Annotated in this window: 11 protein-coding genes; all 11 read left to right on the top strand. The window is 38.5% G+C overall.

Going from position 1 to position 14,599, the window contains the following annotated elements; translation table 11 throughout:
* Positions 1-181 precede the first annotated feature (181 nt).
* The 11 genes from DES38_RS01240 (at position 182) to DES38_RS01295 (ending at position 14,587) form a co-directional block, all read left to right on the top strand.
* A complete protein-coding gene (locus DES38_RS01240) occupies positions 182-949 on the top strand; it encodes a sulfite exporter TauE/SafE family protein (RefSeq protein WP_110250259.1) in 768 nt (255 codons plus the stop codon).
* Positions 950-1,046: 97 nt separating this feature from the next.
* Positions 1,047-1,973: an MBL fold metallo-hydrolase gene (locus DES38_RS01245; protein WP_110250260.1), complete on the top strand. Its 927-nt coding sequence runs from the start codon at positions 1,047-1,049 to the stop codon at positions 1,971-1,973.
* The gene (locus tag DES38_RS01250; protein WP_110250261.1) at positions 1,973-2,638 is read left to right on the top strand and encodes a reverse transcriptase-like protein; all 666 of its coding nucleotides are present in this window, start codon (positions 1,973-1,975) and stop codon (positions 2,636-2,638) included. The genes DES38_RS01245 and DES38_RS01250 overlap by 1 nt, the downstream gene beginning before the upstream one ends.
* A gap of 434 nt (positions 2,639-3,072) precedes the next feature.
* On the top strand, positions 3,073-3,888 hold the full coding sequence (locus DES38_RS01260) for an ATP-binding cassette domain-containing protein (RefSeq protein WP_110250263.1): 816 nt from the start codon (positions 3,073-3,075) through the stop codon (positions 3,886-3,888).
* Positions 3,889-5,358, top strand: a complete 1,470-nt coding sequence (locus DES38_RS01265) for a hypothetical protein (RefSeq protein ID WP_110250264.1) — start codon at positions 3,889-3,891, stop codon at positions 5,356-5,358. It begins immediately after the preceding gene.
* Positions 5,355-5,723: a GntR family transcriptional regulator gene (locus DES38_RS01270; protein ID WP_110250265.1), complete on the top strand. Its 369-nt coding sequence runs from the start codon at positions 5,355-5,357 to the stop codon at positions 5,721-5,723. Before DES38_RS01265 ends, DES38_RS01270 begins: the two co-directional genes overlap by 4 nt.
* Positions 5,724-6,126: 403 nt before the next feature.
* Complete coding sequence (locus tag DES38_RS01275; RefSeq protein ID WP_170114297.1) at positions 6,127-9,960, top strand: endo-1,4-beta-xylanase; 3,834 nt, start codon at positions 6,127-6,129, stop codon at positions 9,958-9,960.
* 55 nt (positions 9,961-10,015) lie between these two features.
* Positions 10,016-10,435: a hypothetical protein gene (locus DES38_RS01280; protein ID WP_110250267.1), complete on the top strand. Its 420-nt coding sequence runs from the start codon at positions 10,016-10,018 to the stop codon at positions 10,433-10,435.
* A 192-nt stretch (positions 10,436-10,627) separates the two neighbouring features.
* Positions 10,628-11,797: a sugar ABC transporter substrate-binding protein gene (locus DES38_RS01285; RefSeq protein ID WP_110250268.1), complete on the top strand. Its 1,170-nt coding sequence runs from the start codon at positions 10,628-10,630 to the stop codon at positions 11,795-11,797.
* Positions 11,798-11,878: 81 nt separating this feature from the next.
* Complete coding sequence (locus tag DES38_RS01290; RefSeq protein ID WP_110250269.1) at positions 11,879-13,399, top strand: sugar ABC transporter ATP-binding protein; 1,521 nt, start codon at positions 11,879-11,881, stop codon at positions 13,397-13,399.
* A 12-nt stretch (positions 13,400-13,411) separates the two neighbouring features.
* Positions 13,412-14,587: a sugar ABC transporter permease gene (locus tag DES38_RS01295; RefSeq protein WP_110250270.1), complete on the top strand. Its 1,176-nt coding sequence runs from the start codon at positions 13,412-13,414 to the stop codon at positions 14,585-14,587.
* The last annotated feature ends 12 nt before the right edge of the window (positions 14,588-14,599 follow it).

Consider the following 14,599-nt stretch of genomic DNA (forward strand, 5'->3'; position numbering starts at 1 on the left):
TTTTGTGACTTCAATAAGGGACGATTGACATGAAAAGTCTGAGGATTATTTTATGGATGGCGACGATGTCTCCAGTAAGTAGAAATGCTAAAAAGATAGTTCAACGATGGATTGTGACATGCTATACTAAAATAAGTAGTATATAAATTAATAGCTTGAAACAGTAGAGAGAGGGACATATATGTTGTTATTGTATGCATTGATTGGGCTTTTTGCGACAATTCTTGGTTCACTTGCTGGTTTTGGTGGCGGAATTTTAATTAAGCCGATACTAGACTTTTTGGGTCACTATGATCTAAAGACAATTGGGGCACTGTCTGCTTCAACCGTTTTAGCAATGGCTACAGTGTCTGTTTATACGCGTAGACGTACACTTAAAGACATGAACAAGATGCATGCACTTTTACTTGCGCTTGGCTCAATTGTTGGTGGTGTTTCTGGAAAGTCTATCTTTAAGTCTTTACTTGTTTATCATTGGATTGGTATGGTGCAAACTTTGAGTTTGATTGTTATTTTCTCACTCGTTCTTATCTATGTGAATAACAAAGAGAAGTTTCCACGTTATCAAATAGAGAAGTTGCCAATCATATTTATCGTTGGTCTCATGCTTGGTCTCACGGCCTCATTTTTAGACATTGGTGGCGGCCCGCATAATGTGGCGATTCTCAGCATGTTATTTGCGTTTGATACACGTAAAGCTGGTTTTTATTCTATCTTTATTATTTTCTTTAGCCAATTAGCGTCGGTCTTATCCCTCATCTTTACTTCAGACTTATCAACCTATGACTTATCGATGTTGCCGTACATGGTCTTAGGGGGTATCAGTGGTGGTGTGATTGGTTCGCGATTAGCAAAGTTTTTACCAATCAAAATTGTAGAAAAAGTGTTCAATATTACAATATTTAGTTTGATTCTATTGAATACGTATAACTTCATACAGTACATGTAAGGCTACTATTTCTTTATTTAAATATTGGAAAAAATCCCCCACTGCAAACGGCTCGTAAGCGCGTTAAGTGGTGGGTAGTTCAAAAGGGGTGTTTTAAATGGAAGCAATCGAGATTATTGATGTGTTTGATTTAGATTTACCTGAACGTACAGCTTCGTATTATTTAAAAGGAGAGGTACCGACGTTGATTGAAACGAGTGCCGCACCGTCGATTCCTTTTTTACTCCAAGGGTTACAAAAACGAAACATTGATTTAGATGCAATTCAATATGTCATTGTTACGCATATCCATCTCGACCATGCAGGTGGTGTGGGGTTGTTACTTAAGTGGTTACCAAATGCAACAGTTATTGTTCATCCACGTGGCTTACGTCACTTAGTTGATCCAAGCCGTTTAATTGAAAGTGCTAAAATGGTCTACGAAGAAGCGTTTGATCCATTATTCGATCCAATTATACCCGTTCCGAAAGCGCGTATCCGCTCGGTAAAAGATGGTGAAACCTTAGTGATTGATGCTGACCGTATGTTAACATTTTATGACACACCGGGCCATGCAAAACATCATTTAGCAATTCATGATTCCAAAACGAATAGTATTTTTACTGGTGATACGTTGGGCACACGCTATCCTCAGCGGTTCACACAAGGCACGGATTTTATTTTACCATCAACATCACCCGTTGATTTTGATCCGGATCAGATGCTGTCATCAATGAAACGCATCCGGGATTTGGACGTTGCGCGTATTTACTTTGGTCATTTTGGATACTCAGACGAACCAATTGATGTGTTTCATGCTTTAAGTGTATGGTTGCAGCGCTTTACTAAGATTGCTGAGGCACAGTATCACCATCACAAAGAAGAAAGCGATGAGGCACTTGTTGAACGAATTCAGGAAGCGTTATTCAATAAAGTTGAAACAGAAGTCGATTACCTTGATCCTGGTATTTTTGACTACCTAAAACATGATTTGCACGTAAATGCACAAGGATTAGTCCATTATTATCGGGCGAAATCATCTTGATGCAAGTGCGTATCCATTACGCGCTCGTTGTTAAAAAAAGACGACTTTCTTTTCGTTCTGATATACTCGAAGCACAGTCGGCCCTATCTTTCCTGGAAGTATTAGAAAGCAACAAAAAAATTGAGGACTTAATGATAGAAGATGATACTGGTGATCATTATACACCGAAATTATTTCGTAAACGGTTAGCGAAGGTTGCTGAAGAAATTAGTCAACTTAGTCTTTACTTTGATGCGAACTGGCAAGACGCAAAACAAACGGCAGGGCTTGGTGTCGTTATTTATTATTATAAATCAGAGAAATCTTACCGCATCCGGAAGAATTTGATGACAAATTTGCCCTCTTCTAATAATGAGGCGGAATACTTCGCGCTCTTTCATGGTTTAGAGCAATTGAAAGCACTCGATCTAAACCCACAAACCATTGATATTTATGGAGATAGTTTAGTCGTTATTAATCAACTGAAAGGTGAGTGGCCCGTCTTAGACGAAGGCCTCAACAAATGGGCAGATGATATCGAGCATTTACTTGCTGATTTAAAGATAACACCGACGTATCATGCGATAAAACGAGAAAAAAATAAGGAAGCAGATCGCTTAGCAACAACAGCTTTAACGGGTGTAGATGTATTTAGTACGATAAACAGGGAGGCAAAGCCTAAATGAAGCTTGGGTTCAGAAAACCCAACCTTAAAAAACGGCTACGTGCTCGAACATCAGTTAAACGTCAAATGACCCAACGCCAGAACATCAAGATGCCTAAAGGTAAAGGATGGTTAAGAAATCCTAAAAGGTCTGCTCGTAATAAGGTTTATAATCTAACTAGTTTTGATCTATTTAAAGTAATAAAAAAATTGTTTAAGTAAAGTGAGAGTATGTTGATTGAACGTAAAATGGTGCGAAGAGGTTAGCAATTTAATGATAGTGAAATGAGACTTTTACCTGCAATCAATGGGTAAAGGTCTTTTTTGTATGAGGAAAAGTCTAAACAGGTGAAAATAGTGAAAAAGTCATGTTTTTTTGAAAAGGCTTGATTATTTTCGTTATGGTGTTATATTTAACTATAACAGTATAACAAATAAACGAAAGAGGGAAAAAACATGATTAAAGTCGAAAACTTATTATTTAATTACGGAAAAAAGAAAGTATTTGATCACTTTCAGTTAAATCTATCAGGCGGTTCGATTTATGGCATCCTTGGACCGAATGGTGTAGGCAAGACAACGCTCTTTCAATTACTCTCTGGCTTAACATTTCCAAATGATGGACGCGTGATAGTGAATGGACACGTACCAAAAAAGCGTGAAGAAGGATTCTATCAAAAAATGGTCTATTTGCCAGAAGACTTAACAACCCCGACAGTTTCTCCTTATCAGTATGTGAAATTGTTAGGGCCCATGTACCCGAATTATGATGAACAGATATTTCTTACCTATAGTGAAAGGTTTGGAATAGATTACAATCAAGTTTTTAATACAATGAGCGCGGGTGTCTTACGGAAAGCATGGCTAGCGGTCGTGTTGAGTTATCAAACGCCGTTATTAATGCTAGATGAGCCATCAAAAGCAATGGACATTGAAGGACAACGGTTATTACGCAAAATGTTGCTGGAAATCCAGGCTGAGGGCCGTACGATTGTGTTATCGACGCATCATCTAAGAGAAATGGAACAATTATTTGATCATGTTACGATTATGAATGAAACCGGACATGTTGTCCTAAGTCAACCTGTTGATACGTTGACTCAAGACTTTAGAACCGAGTGGATTGATGTCAAACCAACGTCTACGGCAGTAATCAGTTATGAACGATCATCACGTGGCTACTTGGCACTTTTTAAAGAGCCATCAGATAGTGGTAGCGATATTCCATTAGAACTGATATATAATGGCCTTACTAAACGTAAGGAGGTGTAGATGATGAATATATTCAAGCGATTGAAGCAATCGAATCTTTACACCATAAGTAAACTGACGATTTTTTCACCCATGTTGCTGATTTATGTATTTATTGGTTTTACCATAAGTGTGACGAGTTTTGCGTTTAGCAAGATAGGGGTTCAATATTTTTCGATCACAGAAGAAACACTTCGGCAGTTAAGTTTTTTTACTGCTTTTGGCTTAACGATGATGGGTTGGACAACGCTCATTCGGGACGGGGTCGTGACTTCAAAACGCCTCATGCTCTTTATTCAATTACCTTTGTCGTTCACTAAGAAAAAATGGTGGTTGTTAGGAAGCTATCATCTTTTACCAACGTTTTTGGTGATTATGGGGAGTCTGACCTACGAAGGTGATTTTCTCATCAATCATCTAGATAAGCTATTGGTTTACGTATTTATTTCAACCCTTCTTTTCTTTTTGCACTATCAAGGTGGCTTTCACACGTTTGATACTGATACCTTGTTTGGAGGGGTAGCGACAAGGAATATCCCGGGTATTGGCTTTTTACAACTTTTAATTGCACTATCACCGATCGCTTGGGTGTTCTTGAGTCAACAAGCATTGCTTATCTTGTTGGTTTTACTAGCGTTAGTGACCATTATTTATTACCGTAACGGCTTTTTACGAACAGAGTACAAAGGCGGAGATCCTAGGACAAAGAAAAAGGTAAATCGTTTAGTCGGTGAATCGTGGCTGAAAAGAAATAAAAAACCGACGGTTAACTATTTCTTATTCCTCCATGTTGAAGAGTTAAATCGCCCTTATCAAACCTTTATTGTCCAGTTAATCCTTAACCTTTTTATTCTACTTACTTATTATATAACCGCAGGTTTTCTTTTTAATGACACGGTGTTTTTTGAACAAATGCACTTTATTGCGGCCATTAGTATTTATAGTTGTTTTTTCTTGCGAGTGAGTTCAATGATAACGCCAACAGCGGCGATGTCGTTTTTACTCCCGCTATCAGATCAAAAGAAGATATTAGCAGAAGCGATAGATAAATTACTGTTACCGAGTATATATGGTCTTGTGAATTTAGGAATTGTTTCTGCTATTATTTATTCACTGCACAACTTACCGCTTCGGTTCATTGTGCCTTTCCATGGCAGTTATTGGTCAATGATTGAAGTGCTCTATGCGAATTATATTGGTTACCTTATTTTAAGCTATGGCTACATTCAATTGACACTCTTAATCAATGAAGGACTGATTGTTTTAAAACAACGTTTCTTCGTTAAATTGAAAGCGATGTGGGTAACGCTGATTAGTTTTATTATTGCCTTGCAGTATTTAATCATCATTTTAATTGATAAGGCACAAATTCTCTCAGCTTTAATGGTGGATTACTATGGAGAAATTGTGAGCTATACGTTATTATCTATAGTGGTGAGTATCGTAATTAGAATCAAATTAAGAAAACGACTGCAGGTGATGCCTTCATGACGCCATCATTTAATGATGATCAAACGATATATCGACAAATTGCACACGGGATTGAAAATCAAATATTGGGCCATGTATTTAATGCGGAAGATAAATTACCTTCATTAAGAGAACAAGCGTTAGAACTTGAAGTGAATATTAATACCATCACTAAAAGTTATAATGTTTTATTAGATGAAGAATTAATAGAAAAGCGACGAGGCCTAGGTTTTTTCGTAACATCAACAGCTTACCAAGCTATTTTATCCAAGCGTAGGCGTCAGTTTTTTGAGACCGTCGTACCTCGTATTAAGAAAGACATGTCATTATTACAGATAGAGACTGAAGAATTAGTGAAAGCACTTATTCACGAGCAAGAGAAGTAAATGGCTGTATTGAAGAACGCAGGTGGCGATGGTTATGCGTAAAACAAAGACAGAAATTAAGGGAAGAAATCATTCCTTTGATTTCTGTTTTTTTAGTTTTTGAAACAGGTTAAAACATCTTGTTGACGTGAACACTGTTCTAGTTATTTTAATGTGTGCGTATAAACACACAGCTTTCTTTTAACAAGCTACGTTTGATTCTAGGAAAGCTGTCGATAAAATCATAAATCTATAGTTTTTAAAGTGAATTAAAAATAAATGGTATAGTTTTTTGGATGAAGTCTAAATTAGTTAGGTGTCAGCGTTGTAAGCGCTTTACTATAATGGAGTGTGTACTTAGAAATTTGAAAGGAGGACCCAAATAATCGAAAACTAGTTTTCATTAATTTTTAGGAGGATGGTTATGGTAAAACAACGTTTAACTAATTTTTTTGTGCGAGTTATGATTCTGTTATTATTCATATCAAGTGTATCACCAGCAATTGTAAGAGCAGAATTAACGGGGAATCCCCCTGTGTATCACACTGATTTTTCCGATGGGAATGATCGATTGACGGTGGATAATGGAACGGCTGAGCGGACAACCGTATCAATTGACGGAACAGATACAAGTGCGTTAAAAGTAAGTGATCGTGTCGGAAATTATTACGGAGCTGATCTAACGTTTGCTAATGCGAATATGGAAGACGGCCGAACTTATTCAATCACAGTTAATGCATACATTGGAGCTGAAGAAGTTGTTCCGGATGGTGCTGAACTACTCATTCAAAATATTGAAAGCTACAATGGTTTATACTTAAATGCGCCGATGGTAGCGGGAGAAACAATCACCCTTCAAGGTGAGTATACGGTTAATCCTGATGTTGACCGTGCGATACGCATCCAATCGAATGAACCAGGTGCAACGGTATCATTTTATTTAACACAAGTGACCATTGAAGATATTACACCGATTGAAACACCAGTAGAAGAGCCAACTGCAGAATTCACACCGTTTACTGTTAAGTCATTTGACTTTGAAGCGGGTACGACAGACGGTTTTGTTGCGCGTGGTGATAGCGTAAATATTGCAGTGACAGACGAAGCAGCCTCAACGGGTTCACACAGTTTGAAAGTTTCAGGACGTGAAGCTAACTGGCATGGTGCTGCTTATGATTTGACCTCCCTTTTACAACAAGGGGCACGTTATAAGATTACCGGTGATGTACAAGTTGTTGACCCCATAACAGACGCAGAAACCCTAAAAGCATCAATGCTTTCTACTGTTTCGGGAGAAACGGCTTATCCAACCATTCAAGAATTTAGTGTTAGTGACAATGGGTGGATGGCTTTTGAGGGTGAATTCATACTTGATTATGAATCGGATCAATTACTTCTCTACGTTGAAGCGACAACGGAAAATTTAAGTTATTACTTAGATAACGTGGTCATTACAATGGTTGCGCCTGGAGAAGTTGCACCGAATAGACCAGCCGCACCCGTTTTAGAAACCATCACTTTTGAAGATGAAACAACTGGTGGGTTCGCACCACGCGGGGAAGTTGAAACAGTTACAGTTACAAATGAGACGAATCATACTGAATCTGGGAACTTTTCCTTAAAAGTTGAAGGCCGTGAACAAAACTGGAACGGGCCGTCACTCAATGTGATTGATTATGTTGATCAAGGCGATGAATATTTAGTTAGCGCCTGGGTTAAGATGGCCTCCGGAGAAAGTGCTGAATTACAACTTTCAACACAAGTTGGAACGGGAGATACAGCAAGCTATAATAACATTACTGCAGGAAACGTGACAGATGCTGAATGGGTAAAGCTCGAGGGAACTTATCGTTATTCGAGTCTAGGTCAAGGTGCCTTGTCAATCTATATCGAAAGTAATAACGCGACTGCTTCTTTCTATGTTGATGATGTAAGCTTTACCAAGACAGCAGCCGATGAAGTGGTTGTCGAAGATATCACACCACTGAAAGATATTTATCAAAATGATTTCTTAATTGGTAACGCCGTATCCATGTCTGAATTTGATGGGATTCGTTTAGAAATGTTAAACAAACATCATAATTTAGTGAGTGCAGAAAATGCAATGAAGCCGAGCTACGCTTATGATGCCGATGGTAACTTTGATTTTACTGGTGAGGATGCGTTAGTTGAACGTGCGATTGAGGAAGGGTTTGACGTTCACGGACATGTGCTTGTCTGGCACCAACAATCACGTGAAGCGTTATATCAAATGGCAGATGGAACGCCATTATCACGCGAAGAAGCACTTAACAATATGTATACACACATTGAAACGGTCATGACACATTTTGCTAAATACGATGATAACCTTATTTCTTGGGATGTTGTCAATGAAGCAATTCGTGATGATGCTCGTGCGCCTTATGAAAATTGGGAAGATAATTTGCGTGAGTCAGGTTGGTTAAAAGCCATCGGGACGGACTATCTTGAACTTGCCTATAAAAAAGCAAGAGAAGTTGCGGATCGCTTAGGTCTAGACGTTGTGCTCTATTACAATGATTACAACGATGATCAACAAAACAAAGCACAAGCAATTTACCATATGATTAAGGATATTAATGCGCGTTACAGTGCTGAAAATAATGGGGAGCTACTTATTCAAGGGATGGGTATGCAATCACATTATAATATGAATACAAATCCAGAAAATGTTCGTTTATCAATGGAACGCTTTATTGATTTAGGTGTAGAGATTGGCGTAACAGAATTAGATGTAACAGCTGGTGATGGTGGTGTGCAGACAGAAGCACAAGCAAATCGTCAAGCGTTCATCTATGCGAGTCTATTTCATCTATATAAAGAACATAGTGAACATATTTCTCGGGTAACACTTTGGGGTTTAAACGATGCAACAAGTTGGCGTTCAGAGCAAACCCCTCTGTTATTCGATAATAATATGAAAGCAAAGCTTGCTTATGAAGCTGTTGCTAATCCTGAAGCTTTCTTGGCAAACTATCAAGAAGAGGAAGTGCCGGTTCGTCAAAACGAAGCACTTTATACTAACATAGCACCTGTTTTAGACGGGAAGATTGATGATGTTTGGCAAGATGCTCCTCGTTTAGCTATTAATCGTTTCCAACAAGCATGGGCTACAGCAACGGGTGTTGCTCGCATTTTATGGGATGATAATAATCTCTATGTCTTGTTTGAAATAAGTGATAGTGTCTTAGATGCTAGTAACGAAAACGCTTGGGAGCAAGATTCTATTGAAGTATTCCTCGATCAAGAAAATGGAAAAGCATCGAGTTATCCAGAAGTGGGTGTGGGCCAATATCGTGTTAACTTTAACAATGAACGCTCCGCCGGTGCTGGGGGTTCCTATGATGGATTTGACTCAGCGGTAACAGTGAATGGTTCATCATATGTTGCTGAAATGATCATTCCACTTTCTGAAATTAACCCAACAAATGGGGGCGTGATTGGTTTTGACGCACAAGTCAACGATGCCGCAGATGGTGCTCGTGCTGGTGTGGCAACCTGGAATGATACTACCGGTCAAGGTTATCAAGATCCATCAGTGTTTGGTGAAGTGACCCTTGTTAATGAAGCATCTGATGAATCAGAAGAAACAGTTGTTCCAGTTGATAATGAAGCGATCGTTGTCTATCCAGGGGAAAAAATCAAGGTGGAAAATAGTCAAACAGCTGTTACGATGCCACTTGATTTACCGATTGGTACGACGATTGAAATTAATAAGTATCAGCAAGATCAGTATCTGTCTGATGATGGTGAAGCACTTACCCCAGCAGGAGAAATGATCACGATTGATTTAACTTTCCCTGCAGGAGAGGAAGATTATACTGGTGATTTTGTTTTAGAACTTGGTTACGACACACATGTGAATGAGGTGGCGATTTTCTATCTTGGTGAGAGTGGTTGGGAATTTAGAGGTGGAGAAATGGCTAATGGCATCATTCGGATAACTGTGCCAGGCTTTTCAACTTATGGTGTCTTTGAAGTTGCAACAAATACAGTACCAGAAGAAGAAGCAGAAACACCAACAAATGAAACGGAAGCACCAACAAACGAAAACTCAACGACTGATGACTCAACTGCTGGCGATGCTGACGCAGCTGACAGTAATGAAGAAGTAGACGTCGAAAACGGCGAACCATTGCCTAATACGGCAACAAGTATGTTCAATGTGATGACAGTTGGATTCTATCTTTTACTAATTGGGGCAGCTTTCTTGTATCTTAGTCGCAAAAAAGCTTAATGATTCCTTGTGTTTCTTTAGCAACACATGTGTTTAGCTGAGAGGGGAGGATGAAATGAAAAAGACGATTTGTCTCTGTTTCATGTTATTAGGGATTTTGTTGATAACGGGTTGTAATGACTCAAAAGAGTCGGTTTCATTTACAGGAGAAAGTGATGATTGGACGGTTGAGCTAACTGTCGAATCCGCAGAGTCCGTAGGTTCATATCTGCATGAGATTGAAATGAACGTAAAACCTATCGGTGATGATTATTCTTTTGAAGCAACGGATACTTTTTCTTACCACTTAGAAATGAGTGAACTTGGAATCAGTAAGCAAGCCGAAGATTTTGAAGTGACCGTCGATGTGCGTGCTTATCACATCACTGACAGCTTTACAACTGAACAACCCTTTAACGCAAGCCAATCGATTCAATTAACACTCACTTGGCAAGACCGAACAGACACCATTGATTTAACACCTATAACTGAATAAATCAAACAACCATGAAGTCAGCAGTGCAACGACGCACTGCTGACTTTTAAGTTGTCTACGGAATGTTTTAAGGAAGTTAATTTATTACTAGTAATGATAAAATATCACCCGTGAATACGCTTACATAACCTTTTTTAATCGATTATAATCTAACTTGTAAGACAAAAACAAAAAGTGAGAGGGGTTACAAAAATGTTAAAAAGTCGTAAGTATTTATTGATGTTGCTAGTCGGTTTATTGATGAGTGTATTGCTCATTGGTTGTTCAGGGGATGGGGAAGAAGATACATCAGGAGATAACGACACAGATACAACAGAAGATGACTCAGAAGATACAAGCTCAGATGGTGTAAACGTAGGGATTGTTTTACCAACGCGTGACGAACCACGTTGGGTACAAGATGAGCAACGTTTTAAAGATGCTTTAGCTGATTCAGATTATACAACAGAGATTTTATTTAGCCAAGGATCATCAGCAAATGAACTACAAAATGTTGAAACGTTAATTAGTCGTGGTATTGATGTACTTATCATCAGCCCACAAGATGGTGACGCTGCTGGGGCGGCTGCTCGTGCTGCCAACTTAGAAGGGATTCCTGTTATCTCTTATGACCGTTTAATCACAAATACAGATGCGGTTGATTATTATGTAACCTTTGATAGTTTAGCAGTTGGTGAAGCACAGGGTCAATATTTAGTTGATAACGTTGAAGGAGAAGGTGTTCCACTTTACCTTTATGCAGGAGCTGCTTCAGATAACAATGCATTCTTATTCTTTGAAGGTGCATGGTCTGTGCTACAGCCTAAAATTGCTGATGGTACTTTCGTTGTAGCAAACTCAAGTATTGCAGAAGAATTATCTGACACTCAAGAATTAACACGTGATGATATGGGCCGTATTCTAGGCCAAATCACGACAAACTGGGATCCAAACGAAGCAATTAACAAAGCACAAACACACTTAACGTCTGCAGGACCTGAATTAAAAGGTGACATTGCTATTTTAGCTCCAAACGATGGAACAGCACGTTCAATTGCAGATACATTTGCTGCAGATTCAGAAGTAACTAACTATGTTATTACTGGACAAGATGCTGAAAAAGCTTCAATTCAATACATTATTGATGGTAAACAATCAATGACTGTCTTTAAGGATGTTCGTCGCTTAGTTGAAGATGCAATGGGTATGGCAATTACAATCTTAGATGGTGATACACCAGAAACAACAGGTGCATATGATAACGGTTCAGTCGAAGTACCTGCATTACAGTCAGAAGTTATCGTTGTAGACGAAGAAAATGTTCAATCAGAACTTATTGATTCAGGCTATTACGAAGCAAGTGAATTCACAGGACTCGAATAAACAGTAAACAATTGAAATGGACAAGACGACATGCACTCGCTGTCGTCGTCCATTTCAACTGTTATTGAAGGTGGAATTAATATGGCGAAGACGATTTTAGAAATGGATAATATCACAAAAACCTTCCCAGGTGTCAAAGCTTTAGACAACGTTAATTTCAAAGTTGAAGAAGGCGAAATTCATTTTCTAGTGGGTGAGAATGGAGCAGGAAAATCAACACTAATGAAGGTGTTAAGTGGTGTGTATCCTTATGGTGAGTACGAAGGAGATATTGTTTATCAAGGAAAAGTACAACAATTTCATAAAATTAACGACAGTGTTGATGTCGGAATTGCAATTATTTATCAAGAGCTTGCACTTTTTCCGGACTTATCAGTCTATGAAAATATTTATATCGGTAATGAAGTTAAACATAACGGAATCATCAACTGGAATCAAACAATTGTAAAAGCAAAAGACATGCTTAAAAAGGTAAATCTGAAAGTAAAGCCAGAAACACTCATTAAAGATTTAGGGGTTGGAAAGCAACAATTAATTGAAATAGCAAAAGCCTTGAGTAAAGAAGTTAAACTGTTGATTTTAGATGAACCAACAGCAGCTTTAAACGAGGATGATAGTGAGAACTTATTAGAACTAATCAAAGAATTGAAAAAACAGGGCATCACTTGCATTATGATTTCTCACAAGTTAAAAGAAGTGGTTGCCATTGCAGATAAAGCAACAATTTTACGAGACGGACAAACCATTTGTACCCTAGAAAAAGCAAAAGGTGAAATTGATGAAAAAACTATTATTCGTCATATGGTTGGACGTGAGATGAATCAAATATATCCGAAACGTGAAAATCATGAAATTGGCGATACCATTTTAGAACTTAAAAATTGGTCAGCTTATGACGGACAACTCGGCCGTCATGTTGTTAAAAATGCTGATTTAAAATTAAATCGTGGAGAAATAATAGGAATTTCAGGTTTGATGGGTGCTGGGCGGACAGAACTGGCATTAAGTATGTTTGGCAACCCTAAGAATTACAAATTAAAAGGGGATTTAGTCCTGAATCAGCAACCTGTTCACTTTAAGCATACCAGTGATGCGATTAAAGCAGGCATGGCTTATGTGACCGAAGATCGAAAAGGAAATGGGCTTTTTCTTTTACAAAACATCACGAAAAATGTCTCAGCATCTAAGTTACAAGGCATCGCCCATCACGGGATTATTAATAATAATGAAGAAATAAAGATTGCAGAACACTATAAAAATTCACTCCATATTAAAGCCTCCTCGATTGAACAACTCGTCGGAAAATTAAGTGGAGGGAACCAACAAAAAGTTTCGCTTGGGAAATGGTTGTTCGCAGGACCTAATATTTTAATTCTTGATGAACCGACACGTGGCATTGATGTCGGAGCGAAATTTGAAATTTACACGGTCATGAATGAATTGGTTGAAAAAGGTTTAAGTATTATTATGATTTCTTCAGAGCTCGGTGAAGTATTAGGGATGAGTGATCGCGTTTACGTAATGGCTGAGGGCGAGATTAAAGGTGAACTCGATAGTCAGTCAGCGGATCAAGAAAAAATTATGGAACTCGCAACGCAATAGGAGGCAGAAAACATGAAAATATTACAAGAGACACAACAGTTAATAAAAGATAACATTAGAGATTATGGGATGTACATTGCATTATTTGTCATCATGTTGACATTTAACATGATGACAGATGGAACGTTTATGTCTTCTCGAAACATTAGTAACTTGCTTGATTCGGCTGGATACATTGCTGTTCTTGCGGTTGGTATGACCTTAGTAATTGTCATCCGTCACATTGACTTATCCGTTGGCTATGTGGCTGGTTTCCTTGGGGCCATCGCGGCGATTCTATTGATGCAACAAGGCCTTTCGATTTATCTAGTGATTCCGATTATTTTAGCGTTAGGGATCATTATTGGTTTAGCAAATGGTTTCCTTATTGCTCAACTTGGTATCCCGGCGTTTGTTGCTTCACTAGCCGGTATGTTAATCTTCCGTGGTGCCCTTCTAAAAGTAACGGAAGGCACAGGAACAATTATTGTGCAGAATGAAGTTTTTAATGCATTAGGTAATGGATTTATTCCTTCACTAGGAATGGTTAATGCACGTCATTTACTTACAATCATTATTGGTGTACTCGGGGTTTTATTCTTTGTCTACAGTGAACTTAAAACACGCCATGATAAAGTGAAATACAATTTCGATGTTATCTCGGTGCCGATTTTCGCGGTGAAACTGACACTGATTTCACTAATTATTGCTTACATTACTTGGATATTAGCTGGTTATAATGGCTTCTCTTGGACATTGATGATCGTTTTATTTGTCACCATTGTCTATCACTTTATCTCAAATAAAACAGTACTAGGGCGTCAAATTTACGCCGTCGGTTCCAACCCAGAAGCTGCACATTTAAGTGGAATTAATGTTAAAAAAATCACTTATCTCGTCATGGGTTCAATGTCGATGTTAGCAGCGCTTTCGGGTATCCTTTATACCGCTCGTCTTCAATCAGCAACAACAACGGCAGGTATGTTGTTTGAGCTTGATGCCATCGCTGCAGCTTACGTTGGTGGGGTATCGTCTGCAGGCGGTGTTGGTAAAGTTACCGGTGCAATAATAGGTGCAATTGTTATGGCGTCATTAACAAACGGAATGAACTTACTCGGTGTTGGTATTTCTTATCAATACATGATTCGTGGTGGTGTCTTAGCAGGAGCAGTTATCTTCGATGTATTGACACGTAAAAGAGGTAAATAATTTAGGTGAGGA

This window comes from Streptohalobacillus salinus, assembly GCF_003201605.1.
GTDB lineage: Bacteria > Bacillota > Bacilli > Bacillales > Amphibacillaceae > Streptohalobacillus > Streptohalobacillus salinus.